Raw genomic sequence first — 22429 nt, 5'->3', positions numbered from 1 at the left:
TTGCATCTTAAAATATTGAACAACAATCAATAGATGATGGTTTAAGTCTTAGGAATAGAGTGGTGATATATTTTTACTTTTGTAGAATAAAATTAGAAGCTAAAAGTTGATTCACACCTTAACTGTACGTATAAATGCAAAGGCTCTCAAGATTAACACTTATTTTGATACAACTACAATCAAAAAAAATTATCGTTGCTAAAGAAATAGCGGAACGATTTGAAATTAGTCTGAGAACGGTATATCGTGATATTAATACCTTACAAGATGCCGGCGTACCAATTGGGTCGGAAAACGGGAAGGGTTATTTTTTAGTAGAGGGCTATCATTTACCTCCTATTATGCTCAATGAAAAAGAGGTTAGTACGTTGGTTTCTGCCCAAAAATTCATACAAAATCAAGGTGATACATCTTTAAAAAAAGATTTTGACTCCCTTTTGATCAAAATTAAGTCAACTTTAAAAACGGATCAAAAAGATTATTTTGAAAAACTCGCAGAAAGGATTGCACCATCCCATTTAAAAACCTTTTATCGAAGTAATTCACTTTCAGATTTAAAAAAAGCAATTCTAAAAAATTTGCTTGTTGAAATCGAGTATCATGCACTTCATACCGATGAAATCTCCAACAGGAAAATTCAACCATTGGGTCTATATTTCTCTAGTAGCGCTTGGATTTTGATATCATTCTGTACGATTAAAAAAGCCTATCGTGAGTTTAGACTTGACCGCATATTAAATTACGAAATAACAAATTCACATTTTACTAATCGTCCAAAATTTGATTTAACATCCTATTTCATTGAAAAAAATAATAGAAGTTGACATAGGGCTGTCATGGTTCATTCTCAAATTTGTGCTGAACTAATATGATATTATGATAATAGAAAATTTTAAACCCTTTAATGGACAGCATTGCGAAACGACGACAACCGGTAGTTTACTGTACCAATTAGGGATTGATCTTTCTGAACCCATGTTGTTTGGTTTAGGAGAAGGTTTAGGGTATATTTTTTGGAACATGAAAATCATGGATTTTCCCTTTATTGGTGGGAGAATAAAGCCTGATGAACTAACTAAAAATATTTGTAAAAATTTAAATTTAACGCTTAATGTAAAAGAAACATCTTCAACAAAAAAGGCATGGGAAAATGTAAAACTGGAACTTGAAAAGGGAAAAGCGGTAGGCTTAAAGTTAGACTGTTATCATTTAGACTATTTCGAAAAAAAAATTCATTTCGCTGGACACTATGCTTCAATCTATGGATTTGATGATGAATTTGCATACTTAAATGATACTAATCAACAAGGCAGAAATGCGAAAACATTGTTAAAAAATCTCGCGTTAGCTCGAAATGAAAAAGGGCCGATGTCTTCTAAAAACTTGTCGTATACAATTGATAAAAACCAAGAAGGATTTGATCTAAAAAGAGTAGTTAAGCAGGCAATTTGGAACAATGCGAACGATTTTTTGAATCCTCCAATTAAGAATATTGGTTATAAGGGAATATTTAAAACCAGTATTGAAATAAAAAAATGGTTTAAAACCAGCGTAGACCATAAAAAAGACTTTGGAACCTCTGCTTCTTTAATGGAGAATGGAGGAACAGGAGGCTCCTTATTTAGAAACATATACGGTGATTTTATCGAAGAATGCGGAGAGCTGCTTAATTCTGAAGATTTGATAGCGGCAAGTATGAATTATCGTGAGATAGCGGCATTATGGAAGCAAATTGCGGAATTATTTGTTAAAATTGGTGAAACAGAAGATGCTAGTTGCTTAGACCTAGCATCAGAAATTTTTGTTGATTTATCCATTCGAGAAAAAAAAATCATGGAAACATTGAAAGCAATTTGCACTTAAGTTATAAATTAACCGAATACTTAGTTTAAGTTAATGATGAACTATCAAACCTACCAACCTCATACCGATCTTAGTGCGTTCGTCAAATATTATTGGACATTAGAAGTGCCTTACGATCCGAAGAATTATCGACAAAAAATAATTCCGGATGGTTGTATTGAGATGACATTTAACTTAAAGGAGGGCATTAAGCGTTATATCTCAGCTACTGATTTTGTTGTACACCCCAAATCGATGGTGATGGGTCAAAGAACAAAATCCTTTTTTATTGAGCCATTGGGAGATGTAGATTCGTTTGCTGTCTGTTTTTATCCTTACGGTTTTACACATTTTGTAAATACACCCTTGGCAGAATTACTCGATCTTGAAGTTCCATTAACCGATGTTTTTAAAGCTGAAACAGCTTTTCAACTTGAAAAGGATATGTTTAGCGCCTCTTCAACTCACGAGCGAATTAAAATTATTGAAAACTTTTTATTTTCACGGTTAAACCGACAAGATGCCATTGAGAATTTGGTTAAAACAACAGTTGATGCTTTACTGGTGTCAAAGGGTCGTCAATCAATTGGTCGTATTTTGGAGAATCAACAATCAAAAAGAAGACAACTGGAAAGAAATTTTAGAAAACAAATCGGGATTAGCCCAAAACAACTTGGTAAAGTTTTACGCTTACAAACTGCATTAAAATTTCTTTTGTCCGATCATGAAAATTTGACCCATATTGCTTATGAAAGTGAATACTTTGATCAAGCCCATTTTATAAAAGACTTTAAGGAATTCATCGGCACAACGCCAAAAGAATTTTTGGGTGATAAGCATATGCAATTATCCTCACTTTTTTATAAAGACTAACCATGTCGCATTTTTACAATTTCATTGCTTGAATCAACCGTAAGTTTGCCTGACTAATTATTATTTTAAATGAAAGGATTAATATTGAGTGTTTCTATGCTATGCGCAATAGGAAATTTTGCAGGGTTTGGACAAAATACTGAATCTACAGAAAATCAAGAATTGTTGAATAATGAAAAAAACCAGATAATGAAAAGTTATATTTCCCTTTTTGAGATACCGGCCAATGATTTATCTAGGGCCATTAAATTTTATGAAGCTATTTTGAATATTCAGATAGAAAAAATGGCAATTCCAGGGATGGATATGGGCATTTTTCCATACGAAGAACAAGTAGCAACAGGGATTTTAGTTCAAGGAGAAGGATACGAACCAGGTCCAACCGGTCCAACGATTTATTTAAACGCAGGAGACGATCTACAGATTGTTTTAGACAAAGTAGAATTAAATGGAGGAAAAATAATATTACCCAAAACCGCTCATGCTGATGAAAGTGGTTTTTTTGCTTTATTTATTGACAGTGAAGGAAATAAACTTGGGTTAAATTCTCCCAACTAGACCAATAGCGTTTTGGATAGCCTTCAGTTTTCAAAAATTGCTGCTTTTTTACCTTGTTGTATCGTTTTGTCAGCAAGATTTTCAACTTCTCTATCAACATTATTTTTTTTCTTTGTTTCGCTGTGTATCGTAAAAGAAAAATGTAAGGGTAAATGATCTGAACCTATCAGTTGAACGGTTTTCAAGTGACCAATTTGTATGTCATTTGAATGAAAAATCAAATCGATTGGAAATCGAAATAAAGGGTAATTTGCTGGAAATGTTGGGTGTATACCTCTTTTTTTTCTTGCGTCTTTTAGGTTAGATATTTTGCCAAATAATTTGGAAGTTTTTGACCATGTGACGTTGTTGAAATCTCCAGCTACGATGGTTTGATTTTCGCTTTCACTGATGATTTTCGCCAATTTCATGAGCTCGGCATCTTTTTGTTTTGAAGTGGTTTTTTCAGTTGGACTGGGAGGTGGTGGATGAATTCCCCAAAAATCAAAAGCAAAATTATTAAAACGCATTTTTGCTTTAATAGAGGGGTATTCGTTAGCAATCAAATAATTAATCTTATATTCTTGAATATCCAATTTTGAATAGAGGTGCATTCCGTATCTATTCTCTTTTGGAGCGCGAATAACAGTTTTAAAATTGCTTTCAATCTCCTTCAGATTATTTTCCCAGTCTTTGTTTGTCTCGATTGTGAGTAGTATGTCAGGTTGAATTTTTTTTGCGAGCTGTATTAAATGTTTGTAGTTGCTATTTTCTTGTTTAACATTGACCGATAAAACTACAATTTCACTTTGTTTTTCGGCTGGCTGGATATTTTTGTTTAAAGATATATATGGAACAATAATAATTAAATTACAACATATTCCTGCGATTATGAAAAGTATAACAATTAGGTCTATTATTGAAGTGAATGATATGAATAACGACGTAATGCCCAATGTGACAATTAACAGCGCAGCTAATTGAATTCTTAAAAAATCAAATATTCTAAAAAACCAATGTTTAGAACTAAAAAAAGGAAGAAAACTAAATATAGCGAGTAATATCCCCAGTATCTTAAAAATGATTTCAGTCATAATTCCGAAAAAAATTCGCTCAGTTTACGGTAAAAATAACAAATATCAATTCGTTTACTAATCAATTCCGTTAGTTCCACGTAAGAAATTACGACTTTAAGTTTGTTTTGAGGATTTCAGACTATATGTTGGCCTATTTTCAATTTTAATACTAAAAATGCCTAGATAATCAAAGATTCACTGAATAAAATGGATTTTATTAGTATAAAAAATTATTTTTAAATTCATCTATCGAATAGGGGGATTACCTCAAAAACAAACTAAAGTTTTTCTATTTCTAATGAAAGGATCTTATAAATCGCTTCAGCTTCTTCCTCGTCTGGGTATCCACCAGTTTTATGGAAAAAAACCGTTCCTGATTTATCTAAAATAAGAGTTGTTGGATAGCCAATGGCAAGAGCATTTTCATTAATTTTTTCTTCTTCGATATAAAATTGTTGAAATTCAAATTGATTATTTTTTAAAAATGTATCTACCAGTTCTTTTTTTTCAAAAGTAACGGCTAAAAATTCAAGTTCGGAAGATTGATATTCCTCTTTTAGTTTATTTAACCACTTTATTTCTGCTATACAGGGCATACAGCTACTGAACCAAAAGTTGATGACATAATATTTTTGGTTTTCAGAAAGTACCAGGGTATCATTATCAAATGAAATTAATGTGTCGATGGGAAATTGTTGATCCAACCATTTGTAATCAAAAGGATTGTTTGGTATGCTGTTATTAGTTTGCGAAAAACTAACTGAAACAAGAATTAAACCGAACAATAAGCAATGAATTCTGATCATTTCTAATTCGTATTTTAATTTAAAAATTATATGTCTGCAATAAAGTCATCAACGGTAGACCGGTCATTCCTACTCATTCTGAAATAAACATTTTAGCCACTATTTCAACTGTGGAATGATGAATTTTCCAGCTATCATATACGCTTTTCGCCCATTTCTCAATCATTTTTTTACACGCTTCTTCGTCGAGCGTTTTTTGCACTAATTGATCAATTGTAACTTCTCCTCTTTCAAGTTTTTTAGGTGGAAGGAGATATTCATCACGGTTAAAACGTTTATACTTATTGAGTTGACGGCTAAGTTTTACGGTTGAATTATGTGTCCAGATTAATTCGTGTTTAAAAACTAAATGCAAACGTGTTAAGTGTAAGTGATTATTCCATCGGCCGTGAATTTCAGGGTGTTGTAAAGTGTGAGCATCCACACTCATTATTTTATACATGAGATTTGCTGGATTATTAAAATCAATTTTGGAATCTAAACCGGTATTAAACGCTTCAACACACGCAGCTATTCCTTCACTTAAATTTGCACCACAGAATTGACACGGACCTTTCTCTAAAAGCTCAACGCCATTTTTAGCAGCAAAGTCTCTATAGTCCTGCATAGTCTATATTAATAATTTGTTTAAAGTTTTAATCGTCCGAAGTATTTGTTTTTCATTTTCTTTGATTTCGGTTGAGGTTGTTAACGATATGTTATATAAGTGTTTAAATTTCAGAGATTTTTAGAGTGTCGGGGTTGCTATTACAATTGTGTTTTCTAATAATAAGTATTTTCCGTCATTACGTTTTTAATCTTACCATATTCTAAAATCGATTGTTTGGTTCTCTATTCTTGAAGTTGGTTGTTGTTTACCTCCTGATAAAAGGCTTACTTGATCTGAGACATACTGTTGGGTTTCAGATAGCCAAATTTCTCCATCTTTGTTCAGGTCTGCTTCTTTTGATTTAATGCCTTTGATAAAGCAATAAGTAAAGAGTCCATTCTTCCAATCCTCGCCCTCCATTGCAAATTCCATTCCGCCGGCAGAAGAAATTACAGTGGCTCCGGTTCCTTTTCTTAAATCTGTAAACAATGATTTAGTTAATTCAGATGTATTTTGAGTTCCAAGTTTTGGAGTTGCTGTTTTACCAACTGCTCTGAACTGGACATCACCATCTTCATTTGAATCAGCTTCAGCTAGTTCAACTTCTTCTTTGTCAATCTCACCTGAATGACAAGCATCAATGAGAAGCGTTTTCTTAAGTGGTTTAATACCATCTATCAATCCTTCTAAAGCCTCATAGGCCAAGCCTTTATTTTGTGGTTGTTGAAAGTCCATGTCATAAGTAGCAAAGTAGTAATCAAGGTTAGCATCGAGCACGCCGTGACCGGCAATGAAGATCATCACTTCATCATTGATGTCTGCTTGTTCTAAAAATGATTTGAGTGCTTTTACATTGGCCGTGGTGACTTGTTCATTGACCAAAGTCTTAGTGTAAACATTTCTGTAGACTTTACTTTTCTCAAAAAGAGCGGCCATATCTTTGGCGTCTTTGGCCGCATAAGTGAGGTTATAGTCTGACTGTTGGAATTCGCTTTCTCCAATGGTGATGAGGTACAAGTCTGGCTGGGCTTTACCTACCGTACATTCTATTTCAAAAGTTTCTTTGTAGCTCTCAGCACCCGCTTGGTTGAGCACTGATACTTGTACCTTGTTGTTGCCCTTTGCCAATAAAACTTCCAGGTTAGTTGTGTATTCTTGTACATTTTTATCTCTTAGAGAGATGCCGTTGGTTCCGTAAATAGCCACATCATTTACCCAGACATTGATTCGGTCAAGTTTGTATTTGCTGTCTTTGATATTTAGTTTTAAATTGATACTTCCTTGATCATGCAATTTTGGCATTTCTTCAAAGTTCTCGATTTTAATCTCTGGCAAGTGAAAGTCATCCTCCAGCATCTCTTCTGTAAAACCCATTTTTTTGAGACGTTTTTGATAGGCGGCGTGGTAGGCGGAAATGAGGGATGAATCGGCATAGCCTAGTCTGTCTAAAATGATGTCCGGGCGGTTGTATTTGAGGTCGAATTGTTCGAAGGGGTATACTTTACCATCATAATTGATGCTTATAATGCCATTTGGGTTTCCGAAAGTCATGTAATATAAATCGTCTGTGTAAAAAAATGGACCATGATCTGAAATATACATCATATTCACCTTTCGTTCTTCGGGTTTCTCTTTATCTCCATTCCAAAATTGAAGATTTGTCTCCTGTCTTATTGTGTATAATCCGGCAGAAGTTATGTCAGCATAAACCACCTTGTTGTTATAGCTCGATAACACATAAAAGTTATAGGCAAGCGAATCAACCAAAGCATTTCTATTCCAAAAATTTGCGGGATAAAAATCTTTTTTAATTGGCCCCGAATTATTCGGGTCTTTAAGAGACCCATCTTTGTTGTAGTATTTTCTAAAAATAGTCCATAAACTAGTATGTGCATCTTTGAATTGAGGGCCGCCCATTGCCAAACTATCTTTAATTAGCAGTCTAGATGACTTGATTATTTCTTTACATTTCTGGCAATCAATATCCGAAAACTTTCCTGAACTCAAATCAATTTCAATTTGCGAGTCCATCTTGAAAAAAGGATAGCTTCTAGTATTCAATATCAACTTTCCATCAATTAAATAAGAAGTGTAAACACTTATTGTTCTGAAAGGGTTTTTGGTTGTGAAAACGGTATCTTTTTTAACAAAATCATACCAATAGAAGTGTTCTTTTCTGTCTTTCATATTTTTCGAGCTTAGAACAACTTGATTAGATTTTAAATAGATAGGATATCTATTGTTATAGATAGAAGATTTTTGCTTTTGAGAACTCCAGACCAACTCATCAGTATCTTCGTCAATTATTCTAACAGACTTATAATGCTCTACAAGGAAATTTGAATTAGTTGATTGACTTGAGAAGTTAGAACCAAAATTAAAATTACCTGAGATTTCATAGTGTTGATTTTCATAACTAGACGCATTCCAATCAATCTCAAAATCCGACTCTTCAATGATGCTATCGTTTTGAACAGCATAAATAAAGAATGCTGATTCATCTCCAAAAACACTACATTCCTTTTCCAATAATAAGTGTTTTCCGTCATTACTAACGGCTCGAACATCTATGCTAAAACAGTTGTCTTCAGCATCAAGTGATATTACCTTGGACGAAATAAGTGTGTGATTTTTTACTTTGAAAAGTGCAAAAGATAAATTACCAGCAGAAATGTCATCTGTCAATACAAAATACTCGCAGTTTGGAGATGAAATAACTTTGTTGGGCGAGATAATCTGAGGTGTTTGAAAAACCAATGAGGTTTGCCCCTTTTGATTAAATGCATTCAAGGATAAAATCAAAAGTAGGAGTACTACCATTATTCTAGTCATATTTCAATTTTTTAATAATAGGGCATTTAATGTTTTTATAGCTCCTTTCACACATGAATTTGATCACAAAATATACAAAAAGACTAGAAATCAATTCAAAGATTACCGCAAAGATTCAAAATTGCATCGTTCATTGTAAGTAGTATACCCAACATTGAATCAAAACTAAATTAATAGGCCAACACATCGATTTTTTAATTGTTATCCATTTGGCCAATCTATTAATTGTTACTTGTGATAAAGCGGAAATGGTTTTTAGTCTACTACTCCAATAAATTTTAAATATGCTACTTCTGCATCGTAGATTTCTACTAACTTCTCCCGTCTTATATTCACTTTTTCAATATTAAGAGTATATTCTATGAGTTCATCTACATCCATTTCCAAGTTCGATTCTGATTCATTTAGTATATTCGGATTTTGCTGTATAAGTCCAATATTATTCATGTAATTATCTTCAGCAATTAAAGCCCTATTAATTATCTTCAATTCTGATTTTTTGGCATTTAACTGTAAAGCGATGAAGCAAGTAGCTTCCTCTAGATCATATACTTGTTTGTTAGCATTGTTTTTATTCACCATGCAAATAGGGTCGCTCTTACACCCGAATAAAATGAGAAAATTCAAGAGATATAGTTTTTTTCATGTTTTTAACGATCTAAAAATTTTTAAATAGCTATTATTTACGATTGATGGTTTGAACCAAAATTTAACTAATTCTTTTATGATCAACTTGGTTTAATCAATTTAAATCTATTGATTTCATTTCTTAACCAAAGTCAATGAAAGTGAAATCTTGCGCAAATACTTTTGCAGTATAATTAAACAATAGTCAAATGAAATTTAAAAAAAGTATTGCAATAGGATTGAGTTTAACTCTCCTAAATATAGCGAGTTTTGGACAAGTTGATGTCTTGAAAGTTGATTTGAAGAAAAGTTTGAATCACGATAAACCTGATAATATCCTAAAGTTCAACCCCCTTGTTCCATCTAGTAAATTGAGCGTTTTTTCAGAAGAAAAAACCATTTTATCACCTTTAAAAAACAAGAATAAAAATATATTAATTGAAGAAAAAGAATCTCAAGAATTTTCTATTCCTATTTCTAATCATCCTGATCTAAACTTCAGGCTACCGCAAGACGAAACATTACCGTTTCTAAAAAATAGGCGGAATTTATATTCGAGTATGTGGGCTTTCGCTTCATTAAATTACCTGTATGCTGACCTTGTTGGATTGATGGATGCAAATATTCATGCACAGTATGAAGCGGGAGTAGTAGAGGGAACTAAAATAACGCCTAATTTTTTAACCGTAGCGGCGGGGTTTATGCAAATTCCTATAGCTAATGTGTTTTTACCACATATAATCAAAAATGAAAAAACCTTACGTTGGATACAGATTGCTTCGGGAACAGTTATGACTTTAGTACAAACAGGAACTTTGTTTGTAGGAAAACCAACACCTCATTATGCACTCTTTTCTGCTTTTGAAATTGCGGCAACAACATATATAACTATTGACGCAATTAGATGGAAGCCAAAAGCTAAAAAACGAACGATATGAGTCAGAAAAAAGAAGTATTGAGTATTCTTTGGATATTTGTCACGTTGAATTATTTGTACTGTGATTTAATTGGATTGATGGATTCAAGCCAGTTGAATCAATATTTAGCAGGAAATGTAGAAGGGTTAGCGATTAATGAAAGTTTTTTATTCTACGCTAGTCTTTTGATGGAGATACCGATAGCAATGGTTTTGCTTTCAAAGTTGCTAAATAAAAAAGTCAATTGTTGGGCCAATATTTTTGCTGGAGGTGTTAAAACTTTGGCAATGATTGCGACTTTGTTTGTGGGAGATGCAACAGCTTATTACTTATTCTTTGCAGTGATTGAAATTGCAACAACAACTTTTATAGTTGCATATGCTATTCGATGGTTAAGGTTAAAGGGAGATTATTAAATAATTTGTCCTTTTTGGCTTAGTTTCTTTCGAATTCTGCTCAATGATTCAGGTTTTACACCAATATAAGAAGCTATATCGTATTGCGTTACGCGTTGAAAGATGTCCGGTCTTGACGCCAATAATTTTAGGTAGCGTTCTTCGGGTTTATCGGTTAAATGTAATATCATTTGTTCTTGCTGCTCTTTGAATACTGTTTCCATTATCTGACGGGAAATCTTTTCAAATCGAGGAAATTGTTTAAATAAATTTTGTGCTTTCTCTTCATCCCCTATGACAACAGTTGTGTCCTCGACGCAAACCAGGTTGTAGTTTGATAAAGATTTTCCGTCAATATTTTCGAAAGAAATAATCCACTGCTCTTCTGTGAAAAAATTCGTTGTAATTTCATTTCCATCAACAATTTTATACTGTCTTACAAGTCCTTCAGAAACAAAAAAACTATCCTTTTCATACTGTCCCTCTTTGATCAAAAAGTCTCCTTTTTTGAAATTTTTAATAACCATACTTTCCGAAAGTATAGTGCTCTCGTCAGTCGTTAAACTTGTTATTTTTTGCAAATAATTTATTAATCTATTCTTCATATAGTTGTTGCTATTCGTAACAGCATATGGGTAGAGTAAATTTAGGGATTTATCGTGAATCCTAAAATACGCGGAATGAATTTATTTTTTGTTCCATAGAACATTTCTCTACGCAAATAAAGACTCTTGCCTAAAGTAAAACCATATAAATTCTTTTTTTAGAAAAGGAACAAGAGGCAATAGATAAAAAAATCCAGTTGATAATTTTTTTCAAACATCATCATTTAACTCAATCCAATATCCATCCGGGTCTTGAAAATAAACCTGTTTGATTCCATCTTTTCGAACAAAAACTTTATTAGGAACATCTTTCCAATCAGAAAATTCAATTTTTTAGTTTATTAGATGTGATAATACCTTAACTAAATTTAGAGGTTTTAATAGGATTTTAGTGTGGTTCTTCTTAAGGGGTATATTGAACAACTAATCTTTTTTCTCTGAATATACAATCATTTTGTAATTGAGATATAATTGCTGTTTGACTTAAAACTTCAAAACCACTTTTTTCATCATAGAAATTTTGTTGAACCCATACGGAATCACAATTAGTAAAAGGAGTACCATTGGTCTTGTAAAAATGACCTTCGCGACCAAATACTTCATATACACCAGATGGTGTGATAACTGATTCGGTTGCTTTCTTAGAAATCCAGTATGTTTTTGAGTTACTTCCTACATTTTCAAAGAAATGTGTAGTATCGTTATCAGTAGTGGTGCTATATAAAATGAATCCAGTGGAATTGACAATATAACCACTAGAATCTCGTACAAACCTCTTCGTTGGAACGCCCATGTGCGTTCCTGAGTAAAAAGTGTAGATATTATCATTAATAATAGTGTCTCCTACAACATAAATGCTATCTCTTATATGAAGGGAAGTTTCATTGTCAAAATTATCAATCTCATACCAATCATAAACCCAGTAGCTGCCTGGTGTATCAGCTAAACCAAAGGTTGAGGGAATTTCGCAACCGCTTTCTTCAACTTCAACAGCTTCTTTTTTGCACGACATCAAAGCCACTGCAAATACTAAGTAAAAAAGTGAATTTTTCATATTATGATCTTTTACAAAAACAAACTATGAAAGTTGTTAAATATTGTAAATCAAAGTGTTTATTTTACCGATTGTAATTTGTTTTCAGATGCTGAAGTGAAGTGTGCTGGCAAAAAATCCTGGATTCTGGTTGGTCCGACCGAGTGATGGCAGCCCTGATTATGGACATTTAATGGGCGAAAGTGTACCAACCCAGGTTCGGACATTAGCTTTAGCTATTATGTTGTGTGGCGTTTTATATTCCTTCAGTTCGGTAGACATTATCCTTCACTAAAATTAGATTCCGAGGTTAATCCCTCTAAATGACAGGTTTATGTCCATTAATTGTTCATAGCACCCACATATAAATCAAACAAAGCATGCTGTGAGGTATTTGTTTGAATAGTATCAAAAGGAAAGAGTAAGAAGCTCGCTTTAATTGCAGTGGCTGATAAATTGATAAAACAAGCCTTTGCAATTGCTAAATCAGGAGTTAAATATGACCAGACCTATAGAAGTACGCAACCTGTTTCAAAAGTAATTTAATTGAAAAATTAATTGTTTTTTAGCACAGTTCTTTGTTATAAGCCGTTTTTCTTATTTAAGTTCAAGTTTTTCAATTCGGTTTCCAATGGTAAAATCTTTCATTTCTTGCTCTAATAATTTAAAGTCCTCCTTTTGAACTGATTTGATTTGCTCCCCCTTTCTTAAAAGATATATTTCATCACATGTATCACTTAAAGTTGAAAAAATATGGGATGAAATTAGAACTGTTTTGTTCAATTCTTTAAGCTTCAAAATTATTTCAGTCAAAACAATATTGCTCTGAATGTCAACACCATTGAAAGGTTCATCAAGAATAAAGCACTCATTTTCTTGAAGTAGAATTGCCGTTATTGCTAACTTCTTTTTCATCCCTGTTGAGTAGGAGGAAGCATATTGATTTAGTGGCAAGTCAAAAATATTCTTTTGATCGATATTGACATTTTTCTTATTCCGTGCATTACACAAAAGCCTTATATACTCTTTGCCTGTTATCTTTGAGAAAAAGAAAGGGTCTGTAAAAAGCAATCCTAAATGATTTTTTAAAGGTGTAATTTGGGAAATTATTTCTCCGCTATAATTTTCTAAACCTGCAATGCATCTAAATAAGGTGGTTTTCCCTGCACCATTCTCTCCAACAATGCCATAAACCTTGCCTCTTAAAAAATCCATGTTAATTTCTTTTAACACTTCATTATTTCCATAGTACTTATTAAGTTCTTTAATTTTAATCATTTAATATCCTTCTAAGGTTCTTAATAGATTTTGTGTAGAAATATGGAATTATCAATAAAATCAATGGAGGAAAAGATAGAGCAAAAGCGATTATAATTCCTTCTGGCAAATTAATCTCAGACGGGAATGCCGAGTACTTAGCCAAAATCATTGTCCATAAAAATAAAAAACCAATGAGTAAAAAGAGTAGTATCAAATCATAATAGGTTGGATAAAAAACCAATAACCCAAGGGAAATTGGAATTGTCAATAGGATAGAATTTTTTGTTGCAATCATCATTTTTTTCATCAAAAATGATTTTGGAGTATCGGCATGAACCCATACATAAAACTCTTCTTCAGGTTTTGAGTAATAGCTCAAAGTGATTAGAAATATAAGTAACATTGAGAATATCCCTAAGTTAAAATTGCCTACATTGATTGCAATAACAGACAATGCATAAGCCAAAAGGAATATTAAAAAGGTCTTTCTAAAGCCTGTGGTAAATTCAAATGGATTTTTAGAAAAGGGTGTTGGGATTGTAAAATTTAGGCTAGTGCGAAAAGAGAATAGGGCAATAGAAATCGAACATAAAAACAAAATGATGGCTTCAAGAAATAAAAATTTGAATGTTAAGATTGAAGCAAATGGAAGACATACGATTATGTTTTCTAAAACCCTTATTTTATACTTTGATTTATCACCAAAAGTGGACAACAAGAAATCCATTCTGTGTTTTTCAGAAAGTCTGAATTGAAAACTAAGACAAGTTAAGATGACCACATATTTAGCAAATTCGGTCTTATGAAAAATGTATTCCGAGAGCAAGACTAATGTAAGTAACCCCAAAAGATATCCCAAAGCAGGATTAATTCCCGATTCTTTAATCTTTCGGTTAGTCATTACTAATTGCAAGTCAAAGTATTCTTTCATTTATGTACGATCCGTCTATATAATGGCTTGTAACGTACAAAGGTAAATATCAGCTTGAGCGAGTTTACCGTTGTTTTGAATGAAGATATAGTTTTTTTAGCCATTGTTAGCTACAGTTTTTTATTTAATATACCTACAAATTCTCCAACTACATTAAGTTTGTTGTCCCTTATATCTTCCTCACTTATTATTATGTCCTCATAACTAGCATCATAAGAGTTGGGTTTTAATATAATTTTTTCATGTTTCCATCCTTCTTCCGTAATGGCTTTTATGCTGCTATAAGTTTTTATAGTAAAATGCGATTGCATTTCAGGATCTTGTTTGTTGTAATATTCAACAAGTAATATTTTGCCTGTTCTCCCACCTACTACTGGATGTTTAAATATGCATATTGAACCATTAGGGATTCTTCTGTTCATAGACTCCCCGATCACTTTACATGCAAAGTATCCTTCCTTATGATAAAACTCTGGAACTTCAATCATAGTGTAATCTTCTGCAGTTTGAATATCGCTAAAAGAGCCTGCTGCCGCATAAAAATCGAACAAAGGAATTTTAAAATCAGGAGCGCTATCTATTGTCTCATCCTGATTATTAGTTTCCTCCATGTCAAGGCTTTCTATATCATTTTGAGCCTCTAAACTTTCCAAATTTCTATCAGTGATATAGTCATAAAGATTTTCAGGCACCGGGTTTTGCAATTTAAATTTGAAATGAACTACCGGTTGAGCAGTATCCTCCATCTCACCTTGTTCAATAGATTCCGGAATGATTCCCACATCACCCATGTAATAAAATTCGGCTCCTTCAGAGTCCGCTTTCTTTATAAAGAGCAATATGCGTTCAGATTTAATTACATTTTGAATTTCGGGACTTTCAATTTTTCTATTTGATCTTGACTCCCAAGCAAAGACAGAAGGCGAAACAAAATGATCATTGTAATCAATTGATCCCTCAATGTCATCTCCTTTATGGTATGTGACAAAACAAGGTGTAGAACTTTTATTTGTACGATAACCATATACAGTACTACTGATATCTTTATCCCAATTAAGTATCCGACAAACATCTTTCCTGCTGTATTTATGATAAAGTATAAATCCTGCAGTAAAGGAACTTTTGGAATAATTTTTTCTAAATGTATAGATTGAGTATTCAATACTGTCTTTTAAAAATAGAGTGAAATTCGCATCCTCAAGCAACGCTGTAAAGTTAGCATGGCGCCTAATCCTTCCATTTTCTAAGATTACAATTTCCTTTTCCTTCTTTACAAATTCAAAATTCAAATTCCTAATTATCGATTCTATTGTTTCATCAGAAACATTGAAGTTAAATTTTTCTTTGACAGACAACCTAAAACCCTCAATGGATAGACTTTCTTTCTTTAAAAGTTCTTTTAAAAGAAGTGACTCTTCAATACGTTTTCCATTGTTAATCTCTAAAGAAAATAAACGAAGGATTTCACTGTGACTATTTCCTAAGTCAACTTCATAATCACCATCTACTCTTCTAATAAAGTCATAGTATGACTTTGAATATTTGACAAAATGATAGGGGTCTCGCGAATTAGAATCAATAAAATCCATCATCAACGGGAATCTGCCTAATCTAAATTTTAGTAAAGAATAATCATTTTTTAGGTCCTTTAGCAAACGCATGTTTGCTGAGTCGATAGATTCAAAAATTTTCTCTTTTGAAATTCTATCAAAGTTTATCGTAGAAACACCGGGCAAATCAGTACTACCATCTGACAAGAGCTTACGTAATTTGTCCTTATTAAATGATGTATCACCATACAAAGCAATTGGAATCAAATAGTTGTTGTTATGATTACCTATAAAATCAATAACTGTCAAATACGACTTAGAATCAAGTTTCCTAAGACCTCTACCCAATTGCTGAACAAAAATAATAGCTGACTCCGTTGGGCGAAGCATAATGATTTGGTTGACTTTAGGTATGTCAATTCCTTCATTGAATATATCTACTGTAAAAATGTAATCTAATCTTTCGGCTTCATTATCAGATTCTAGGCGTTCTATGGCAAGCTCTCTTTCTTCATTTGAATTACTTCCACTTAAAGCAACTGTATTAAAACCTAAATCGTTGAACTTCTCTGATAATGCATGGGCTTCAGAAACTTTTGAAACAAACACCAGTCCTCGACAAATACCATTATCAGTACCGTAATATTTAGATTTTTCAACTATCCTTTTAACTCTTTCGTTCGAAGTGAGTTTATTGAATAGTGTAGTGTCATTTTGCTCCTCTTCATCGATGTATAAATCCGAGACACCATAATAATGAAAAGGACAAAGCATCTGCTCCTCCATTGCATCATTTAATCTAATTTCGTAAGCGATGTTATGATCAAACAATTTGAATATATCAGCACCGTCAGTTCTTTCAGGTGTAGCCGTCATGCCAAGTAAGAACCTAGGCGTAAAGTAATCTATAAGATTTTTGTAAGATTGTGCTCCAGCTCTATGTGACTCATCAATTATGATATAATCGAAATGATTCGGATGGAATACTTTTAAGTGCTCAAGTTTTGAAATCGTCTGTACAGTTGCGAATAGAAAGTCATTTTCTATTTCTTTTGTACTGCCTGAATAAATTCCCATGGACTTTTCCCCTGAAAACACTTTCTCGAAAGTCTTCATCGCCTTTTTAGCAATGTTTAATCGATGTACAACAAATAGTAATTTCTTGGGTTGTTGGGATTGAGCATCGAAAGCCGCTAAGAAAGTTTTTCCTGTTCCTGTTGCAGAAATAATCAATGCTTTGTTCTTTCCTTCAGAACGTATGTTGGCTAAATTCGACAAAGCTGTAGTTTGCATAGCATTGGGCTCGACCCTATTCTCAAAAAACTTTTCTTCATCTGTCGCTAATAAAGTTATTCGCTTTCTTTCGTAAATCTTTTCATATTCATCTATAAACTCAGGTGTAACTGGTAAGGCCGCATTAAAATCACTTTCAAATTCTTGTTGCACCTTATGTATAATCTTACTATCCTCTATCGCAGATACTTGAAGATTCCATTCCTTATTACTAGCTAGTGCATTTTGAGTGAGATTACTACTACCGACAATTAAACTATAATGATTCTTCTTTCTAAACAGATAACCTTTTGAATGTGCATCTACATTGGTTGCTATCTTTAATTCAATGTTTTTAAACTGTAGTAACCTTCTAAGTGCTTCCGGCTGAGTGAAATTTAAATATTGGGAGACAACTATTTTGCCTTGAACTCCTTTTTGCTCCAATTCGTGGAGTACATTAATTATTGTCGCAACGCCACCTGTGGTTAAGAACGCAACAGAGATGAAAAAACTCTCGCATGTTTGTAATTCCCAAAGTAAGGAAGACAGGATTTTCTTTTTAGGGTTTTTACTGTTCACCAACAACTTGGGTTGATACAGAAATTCTGACCCTATATTCTTGTCGATAAATCCTGTTTCGAGACTCTTTTTAAATTGACTTATAAAGTCTTCCATTCAATAGAATTTAATTTATCAACTATCGGGATATCAGCTGCTGCCCAATCTACAGAGTAGATCTCTTCTTTAATCAACCATAATTGGGATATGTGCTCTGTTAGGGAAATATCTTTTGAATTTACATTTACAATATATGCATGCATTGTTAATTCAAAATCAGGATAACTATGCTCAACCGTTATAAGGTGTTTCCCTATATCAGCATTCAACTTTAGCTCTTCTTTCAACTCACGTCTTAGTGACTGCTCTTTTGTCTCACCGGCTTCTATTTTACCACCAGGAAACTCAAATTTTTCAGAAATATAATCTAGTTTATGAGGAGGTCGCTGTACACTAAGAATTTCGTCTTTGAGTTTAATTATTGCTGCAACAACTTCTATTTTTTTCATTTATTAATATGGAATTTTTTGTCTTGTAAATTGTAGCTAACGGTTTGGCTAAACTGCGTTTTAATGCAGTTTAGGTTTTGTTGGCGGTAGTTTTTATTTTATCAAATAACATTTCTTTGTTTTTCAGTGCTTTAAGTTATGTTTACACATGATGCATCAAATAACCATCAAATAAAAATTAAGCCCATATCGGAATATATTTTTTGTATTTTCTTGAATTACTTTCAGGGTCATCTTCTTTTATAACTTTAGCAGTCAAAGCTTCCTTTATTATTCTTGATGCAATAGCAGCATTTTTACTTTCAATTTGAAAACGGTCTCTTAATGATTGATTTGTCATTTTATCGTTTGAAACATATCTTAAACAGCAATGTTGATAGCAAGCTCTAATCTTATCTTTTTTGTCCATTTGATTAAGAGTCTTGTATGAGTACATAATAACTTTTGTATGTTTTTCTTGGATTAGAATTTCGGGAGCAGGAAGTTGATAGACTTCGTTATAAAATATTACTTTATCAATACCACTTCCTTTTTCTTCACATATTCCAAGCCTTCTCATTAAATCAGCTAGTGTATCATTTCGGGATTGGTATTCGTCAATAAATCTTTCGGGGGTGATTAGAGGAATTCCTGGGTTGGTGATTTCAATTCTATCAGAGAATATTTCAACCATAGGAAATCCTTTTTCTTCGAAATCTTGGTGTATGATTGCATTGGCTAGTAATTCACGAACAGCAATTTCGGGGTACATTCTTTTATCATCTCTAAATGCTTTTCCAATTTCTTCATTGGCAGGTAGCTGACTATTTACCCAATCAATTAAACCCTGATAGCCAGAAACATAACCTTTCCCTCCGATTTGCTCCCTAATGGTTTCTATTTTATTATTGTGTTTGTACACAATTACTCTAATTGCTTTTCTTTTTAAGTCGGGAAAATCATCTAAGTTTTTTGCAAATAGAATTGCTCCAAGATTGGTTATTGAATATTTAGTGGTCTTTTTCTCTACTAAATTTTCAGAAATAAATTTGTCTATAACTCCCTGACGATTTGAAGGATAAGGAAGTTTAAGTAAATCGAAATATGTATGGGTGTCTAATAAAGAAACTACAGAATCAGAATCCAAGTTTTCTTTTGCTAATTGAAGTTCAAACTTTATATTGTTTTTTCTGTTCCAAATCTTAGCTTCTTTGTCAGGGAAATCTTTAAGTAATCGGGTATAACTGCCGATTCTTATATATGCTTGATTAGTAAACTTAACAGGTCTATTTACAGCGGCAGGAATAACATACATACTAATTCTAATGTCTTCGGAATAGAAAAATTCATATGTTTTAAAATCTATTCTTGGGTCTAAGCGTTGTATTAGCCAATTTTCTAATTCCTCTTTTCCTTTCTTCGCTGATTTTACTTTGAAGGTTGTTCCTTTGATGTTGTGTGTTTTATCTTCTACTCCGAAAATTAAAAATCCGTATTGTTTTTTATTTAAGCAAGCTCCATTTGCTAAGGCGGAAATCCTTTCACCTATTTCTTCATTAGAATGGTAGTTTAATTTGAATTCTACCCATTCTGTTTCGTTAGAGTAAGTAACTAGTTCTTTAATAAGTGATTTTAATTCTTTTTCTTCCATTTGTCAAGTAGCTATCAAATAAGAAGTCCTTGTTTTTAAAAGGATTAACAGATAGTTGGTGTAAATATAAGTTATTTTGTCAAATAAGATTTTTCCAACCTTTAATTATTACAGATTGTTGATTGTATTTAACTCTTTTATTAAAGTGTTAATATCAATAATGGGCATTTTCACAACAGATTGGATTGTACCCGTCCCAGTATTGATAGTTAGACAACCCATTTGGTCTTCGATGTATCCTATTGGATTGTATGAGAAAGTAAGGTTTCCTTCTCTTTTATGATTTTTTTTGTCACGATAAATTTTGTAGTCAGTAGTATAGGAAATTGATTCAGGGCTTAATTCAATTATTTCTTTACCAAATGAATTCCATAAAGCGAATCTTAAGATATAAAACCCTATAATTGAAGATATAGCCATTCCAATGAGAAATTTGAAGTGAAAAGGTTGTCCGCTTTTAATCGAAATAATAAAACCAATAATGGGGCCGAGTAAGATTACACAAGACATAAAGTATAATAAAAATCTTAGGATAAAATGCGACTTTTTTACAGTTAAGCTTAGTGTATTATTATCGATAGAATATTGCATATTTAATTACCGCCAACGTTTGACTAAAAATAGCAAATTTTATTTGCGTCGCGACGTGCGCTGGCAACTTTGTGCGTTGGCTACCCGACTTCTGGGCACGCAACGGGCGCTTCCCGCGGGTGGGATAAGCGAGGGAGTGATTTTTAGTTGTTGTTGTGAACCGTTTTTGTCGCGCTTTGTTCCGTTCTAATTGCTCTACACACGAAACACTTCCCCGAGTCAAAACCGAAGTTTGAATAGTGAGACACTTAAATTTCTTATTCGACATTCCAATTCACGAGACATATTCTACGTTTTGGTTCCTACCCAAACCACAAAAATTAGTTGCGATAAATGTCAGTAATTTATTTGTGAAGTTCCGCTTAGGTTTTATGAACGATCTTGTTCACGTTAATCTTCCGCCGAATAAGTTCCGTTTACAGTGGGGTGTTTTGGGCGCAATGGTTTACAACGGTTAAATAAAATTAGGCATTTTATGCCGAACCGCTTTAGCGGTAAATTTTATTTGTTGTTATAAACTGTTTTCTTCCATTCTAATAATTTTTGATAGGTTTCCGTTACTTCTCCTTCTATTTTATCCAAATTAATTAAATATGGGGTTCCGTATTTATAATTAAAATACTTATTTCGCAATTGATAAATTTTCGATTCTGGTTGATTTTTCATGAAAACAAGAGCAAAAGAATTAACATGGCCATGTATTAAATCAATCTTCCTAATGGAATTTTTTTCAATTTTATTCCGGATATATTGATATTTTAAATTTTCCTCCGTCAAATCAAGAATTATCAATTTCTTCATTTTTATATAAGTGTTAACCAAAAGTATAATCACAAGAACAGCAACTACTGATTGTATAATGTACGAAAACTCCTCTGAGACAGCTTTATTTTTTAAAATTTGACGAGAAAAATATATAAGCACAAGTAGATTAACTAAACCAGCTAACAAGTTTTTTTTTGCTTCTTTTTTCCTGAGTTTAAATTTCATTCACGTAATAGTTTACAACGGTCTCGTATAACCGTCAGTTACGGGTTTATATGCGTTAATTTTCGGTTTGGCACTGACTTTAGCAATTCCGAGTGGATTCGGACGTAGTCGAATCCGCCGTAATTGCGGTTATACATTGTTAGCTGTAGTTTTTTTCTTCCGTAAATATATTTCAGTTGTAATTATACACAGCACTAATAGACTGACGTGAATTATTATTCCAACATTTTGATTGGCTATGATTACATTTTCCGAAACTTCCGTTGGAAAATCGATTACCCAAAGACTTTCAATATTTTTTTTCCCGATAAATAATGCGAGAATTATATTCACTCCGCTGTGTAAGCCAGTTGGCACAGAAATTCCTTTCGATGCAACAGCTGACAGACCATAAGCCAATGACCAAATTCCAGGTCCGAGAAAGGATAATCCGATTGACCATCCATTTGCAACGTGGTAAAGAGCAAACAAGATTGCAATTAAAAATTGGGTTGTTCTTAATCCGAATTGTTTATTCAATTTAATAAACGGATACGACCTAAATGCAAGCTCTTCCATAAAGGCTAAAATCAAAATCGCCGGTATTGAGATTAAAATGGTTTGGAAGTTTTGGTTTTCGGAAACCGTTATTTCCAAACCGCTTATAAGCACTTGCGAGAAAATCATTATGAGTGCGAGAATCATTCCAATTGCAATTCCGATTATAATTTTTTTTGGTGTATTCTTTTCCCAAACTAATCCGTAATCTTTCAGCTTTTTCTTTTCGAACTTTAAAAACAACCCAATCGTTGCAAAAGCAGAGATTGTGCCTAATATTCCGTGAGAATATCGTTCAAGATTTTCTGGTAAAAATTGTTTTATTTGGGAAAGTACTACAAATATTACCACAAACAGGATTATAAATCCGATAGATAGTAATAACGTTTTCGGTTTTGGTTCTTTGTTCATTGGTTGGTTTAAATTACAGCTAACGGTATCGGCTATGAGTAGTTGCGTGGTTTAG

21 protein-coding genes and 1 pseudogene are annotated in these 22429 nt (G+C 32.8%); 7 read left to right on the top strand and 15 right to left on the bottom strand.

The features are described from left to right. Nucleotides 1–134 precede the first annotated feature (134 nt). The 4 genes from A8143_RS11355 to A8143_RS11340 all read left to right on the top strand — a co-directional run bounded on the left by A8143_RS11355 (nucleotide 135) and on the right by A8143_RS11340 (nucleotide 3273). Nucleotides 135–824: a helix-turn-helix transcriptional regulator gene (locus A8143_RS11355; RefSeq protein ID WP_070138177.1), complete on the top strand. Its 690-nt coding sequence runs from the start codon at nucleotides 135–137 to the stop codon at nucleotides 822–824. A 52-nt stretch (nucleotides 825–876) separates the two neighbouring features. Beyond that, on the top strand, nucleotides 877–1863 hold the full coding sequence (locus tag A8143_RS11350) for a BtrH N-terminal domain-containing protein (protein ID WP_070138176.1): 987 nt from the start codon (nucleotides 877–879) through the stop codon (nucleotides 1861–1863). A 33-nt stretch (nucleotides 1864–1896) separates the two neighbouring features. Further along, a complete protein-coding gene (locus tag A8143_RS11345) occupies nucleotides 1897–2715 on the top strand; it encodes a helix-turn-helix transcriptional regulator (protein WP_245676500.1) in 819 nt (272 codons plus the stop codon). Between the two features lie 69 nt (nucleotides 2716–2784). Further along, nucleotides 2785–3273 carry a VOC family protein gene (locus A8143_RS11340; protein WP_070138175.1) on the top strand — a complete coding sequence of 163 codons (489 nt, stop codon included), beginning with the start codon at nucleotides 2785–2787 and terminating at the stop codon, nucleotides 3271–3273. 23 nt (nucleotides 3274–3296) lie between these two features. Here the strand turns inward: A8143_RS11340 and A8143_RS11335 are convergent, their stop codons facing one another. From A8143_RS11335 to A8143_RS11315, 5 genes are all read right to left on the bottom strand, one after another. After that, complete coding sequence (locus A8143_RS11335; RefSeq protein WP_070138174.1) at nucleotides 3297–4346, bottom strand: endonuclease/exonuclease/phosphatase family protein; 1050 nt, start codon at nucleotides 4344–4346, stop codon at nucleotides 3297–3299. A gap of 260 nt (nucleotides 4347–4606) precedes the next feature. Next, entirely contained in the window at nucleotides 4607–5113 is a 507-nt protein-coding gene (locus A8143_RS11330; protein WP_217494807.1) for a TlpA family protein disulfide reductase, read from the bottom strand. 94 nt (nucleotides 5114–5207) lie between these two features. Then, on the bottom strand, nucleotides 5208–5741 hold the full coding sequence (locus A8143_RS11325) for a DUF5946 family protein (RefSeq protein ID WP_070138172.1): 534 nt from the start codon (nucleotides 5739–5741) through the stop codon (nucleotides 5208–5210). A 192-nt stretch (nucleotides 5742–5933) separates the two neighbouring features. Further along, nucleotides 5934–8555, bottom strand: a complete 2622-nt coding sequence (locus A8143_RS11320; RefSeq protein ID WP_083261346.1) for a caspase family protein — start codon at nucleotides 8553–8555, stop codon at nucleotides 5934–5936. 255 nt (nucleotides 8556–8810) lie between these two features. Beyond that, a complete protein-coding gene (locus A8143_RS11315; protein WP_070138170.1) occupies nucleotides 8811–9182 on the bottom strand; it encodes a hypothetical protein in 372 nt (123 codons plus the stop codon). Between the two features lie 209 nt (nucleotides 9183–9391). Between A8143_RS11315 and A8143_RS16695 the strand changes: the two genes are divergently transcribed. Together A8143_RS16695 and A8143_RS11305 are read left to right on the top strand one after the other, a co-directional pair. Then, nucleotides 9392–10120, top strand: coding sequence for a DUF6326 family protein (locus tag A8143_RS16695; RefSeq protein ID WP_083261345.1), 729 nt, complete (start codon nucleotides 9392–9394; stop codon nucleotides 10118–10120). Further along, a complete protein-coding gene (locus A8143_RS11305) occupies nucleotides 10117–10515 on the top strand; it encodes a DUF6326 family protein (protein ID WP_070138169.1) in 399 nt (132 codons plus the stop codon). The genes A8143_RS16695 and A8143_RS11305 overlap by 4 nt, the downstream gene beginning before the upstream one ends. Here the strand turns inward: A8143_RS11305 and A8143_RS11300 are convergent. Then, nucleotides 10512–11099 carry a Crp/Fnr family transcriptional regulator gene (locus A8143_RS11300; protein ID WP_070138168.1) on the bottom strand — a complete coding sequence of 196 codons (588 nt, stop codon included), beginning with the start codon at nucleotides 11097–11099 and terminating at the stop codon, nucleotides 10512–10514. The two genes, A8143_RS11305 and A8143_RS11300, sit on opposite strands and share 4 nt — an antisense overlap. 403 nt (nucleotides 11100–11502) lie before the next feature. Continuing rightward, complete coding sequence (locus A8143_RS11295; protein WP_070138167.1) at nucleotides 11503–12153, bottom strand: hypothetical protein; 651 nt, start codon at nucleotides 12151–12153, stop codon at nucleotides 11503–11505. A 345-nt stretch (nucleotides 12154–12498) separates the two neighbouring features. On the opposite strand from A8143_RS11295, the pseudogene A8143_RS17250 reads away from it, so the two are divergent. Beyond that, nucleotides 12499–12678 (top strand): annotated as a pseudogene (locus A8143_RS17250) (IS110 family transposase); the annotation flags it as partial. A gap of 51 nt (nucleotides 12679–12729) precedes the next feature. Here the strand turns inward: A8143_RS17250 and A8143_RS11290 are convergent. The 8 genes from A8143_RS11290 to A8143_RS11255 all read right to left on the bottom strand — a co-directional run bounded on the left by A8143_RS11290 (nucleotide 12730) and on the right by A8143_RS11255 (nucleotide 22374). Continuing rightward, entirely contained in the window at nucleotides 12730–13410 is a 681-nt protein-coding gene (locus A8143_RS11290; protein ID WP_070138166.1) for an ABC transporter ATP-binding protein, read from the bottom strand. Continuing rightward, complete coding sequence (locus tag A8143_RS11285; RefSeq protein WP_070138165.1) at nucleotides 13403–14323, bottom strand: hypothetical protein; 921 nt, start codon at nucleotides 14321–14323, stop codon at nucleotides 13403–13405. Before A8143_RS11285 ends, A8143_RS11290 begins: the two co-directional genes overlap by 8 nt. Nucleotides 14324–14433: 110 nt before the next feature. Next, complete coding sequence (locus tag A8143_RS11280; protein ID WP_070138164.1) at nucleotides 14434–17823, bottom strand: DUF3427 domain-containing protein; 3390 nt, start codon at nucleotides 17821–17823, stop codon at nucleotides 14434–14436. Next, nucleotides 17808–18215 (bottom strand): (deoxy)nucleoside triphosphate pyrophosphohydrolase, encoded by a 408-nt coding sequence (locus A8143_RS11275; protein ID WP_070138163.1) that lies wholly within the window; start codon nucleotides 18213–18215, stop codon nucleotides 17808–17810. The genes A8143_RS11280 and A8143_RS11275 overlap by 16 nt, the downstream gene beginning before the upstream one ends. A 178-nt stretch (nucleotides 18216–18393) precedes the next feature. Continuing rightward, nucleotides 18394–19845 carry an ATP-binding protein gene (locus A8143_RS11270; RefSeq protein ID WP_070138162.1) on the bottom strand — a complete coding sequence of 484 codons (1452 nt, stop codon included), beginning with the start codon at nucleotides 19843–19845 and terminating at the stop codon, nucleotides 18394–18396. Between the two features lie 108 nt (nucleotides 19846–19953). Beyond that, the gene (locus A8143_RS11265; protein WP_070138161.1) at nucleotides 19954–20436 is read right to left on the bottom strand and encodes a hypothetical protein; all 483 of its coding nucleotides are present in this window, start codon (nucleotides 20434–20436) and stop codon (nucleotides 19954–19956) included. A 501-nt stretch (nucleotides 20437–20937) separates the two neighbouring features. Then, nucleotides 20938–21426, bottom strand: a complete 489-nt coding sequence (locus A8143_RS11260; RefSeq protein ID WP_070138160.1) for a hypothetical protein — start codon at nucleotides 21424–21426, stop codon at nucleotides 20938–20940. A 129-nt stretch (nucleotides 21427–21555) separates the two neighbouring features. Further along, nucleotides 21556–22374, bottom strand: a complete 819-nt coding sequence (locus tag A8143_RS11255) for a CPBP family intramembrane glutamic endopeptidase (RefSeq protein WP_070138159.1) — start codon at nucleotides 22372–22374, stop codon at nucleotides 21556–21558. Nucleotides 22375–22429 lie beyond the last annotated feature (55 nt).

It is taken from the genome of Crocinitomix algicola, from assembly GCF_001661595.2.
In the GTDB taxonomy this organism is placed as follows: Bacteria; Bacteroidota; Bacteroidia; order Flavobacteriales_D; family Crocinitomicaceae; genus Crocinitomix; species Crocinitomix algicola.
The sequence above is the reverse complement of the archived record's forward strand: the minus strand, read 5'-3'. Positions and strand labels throughout refer to the sequence as shown.

Bases quoted from the DNA above. Each gene is read 5' to 3' on its own strand.
- A8143_RS11355 (WP_070138177.1), top strand. From the start codon at position 135: ATGCAAAGGCTCTCAAGATTAACACTTATTTTGATACAACTACAATCA.
- A8143_RS11350 (WP_070138176.1), top strand. From the start codon at position 877: ATGATAATAGAAAATTTTAAACCCTTTAATGGACAGCATTGCGAAACG.
- A8143_RS11345 (WP_245676500.1), top strand. From the start codon at position 1,897: ATGATGAACTATCAAACCTACCAACCTCATACCGATCTTAGTGCGTTC.
- A8143_RS11340 (WP_070138175.1), top strand. From the start codon at position 2,785: ATGAAAGGATTAATATTGAGTGTTTCTATGCTATGCGCAATAGGAAAT.
- A8143_RS11335 (WP_070138174.1), bottom strand. From the start codon at position 4,346: ATGACTGAAATCATTTTTAAGATACTGGGGATATTACTCGCTATATTT.
- A8143_RS11325 (WP_070138172.1), bottom strand. From the start codon at position 5,741: ATGCAGGACTATAGAGACTTTGCTGCTAAAAATGGCGTTGAGCTTTTA.
- A8143_RS11320 (WP_083261346.1), bottom strand. From the start codon at position 8,555: ATGACTAGAATAATGGTAGTACTCCTACTTTTGATTTTATCCTTGAAT.
- A8143_RS16695 (WP_083261345.1), top strand. From the start codon at position 9,392: ATGAAATTTAAAAAAAGTATTGCAATAGGATTGAGTTTAACTCTCCTA.
- A8143_RS11305 (WP_070138169.1), top strand. From the start codon at position 10,117: ATGAGTCAGAAAAAAGAAGTATTGAGTATTCTTTGGATATTTGTCACG.
- A8143_RS11300 (WP_070138168.1), bottom strand. From the start codon at position 11,099: ATGAAGAATAGATTAATAAATTATTTGCAAAAAATAACAAGTTTAACG.
- A8143_RS11295 (WP_070138167.1), bottom strand. From the start codon at position 12,153: ATGAAAAATTCACTTTTTTACTTAGTATTTGCAGTGGCTTTGATGTCG.
- A8143_RS11290 (WP_070138166.1), bottom strand. From the start codon at position 13,410: ATGATTAAAATTAAAGAACTTAATAAGTACTATGGAAATAATGAAGTG.
- A8143_RS11285 (WP_070138165.1), bottom strand. From the start codon at position 14,323: ATGAAAGAATACTTTGACTTGCAATTAGTAATGACTAACCGAAAGATT.
- A8143_RS11280 (WP_070138164.1), bottom strand. From the start codon at position 17,823: ATGGAAGACTTTATAAGTCAATTTAAAAAGAGTCTCGAAACAGGATTT.
- A8143_RS11275 (WP_070138163.1), bottom strand. From the start codon at position 18,215: ATGAAAAAAATAGAAGTTGTTGCAGCAATAATTAAACTCAAAGACGAA.
- A8143_RS11270 (WP_070138162.1), bottom strand. From the start codon at position 19,845: ATGGAAGAAAAAGAATTAAAATCACTTATTAAAGAACTAGTTACTTAC.
- A8143_RS11265 (WP_070138161.1), bottom strand. From the start codon at position 20,436: ATGCAATATTCTATCGATAATAATACACTAAGCTTAACTGTAAAAAAG.
- A8143_RS11260 (WP_070138160.1), bottom strand. From the start codon at position 21,426: ATGAAATTTAAACTCAGGAAAAAAGAAGCAAAAAAAAACTTGTTAGCT.
- A8143_RS11255 (WP_070138159.1), bottom strand. From the start codon at position 22,374: ATGAACAAAGAACCAAAACCGAAAACGTTATTACTATCTATCGGATTT.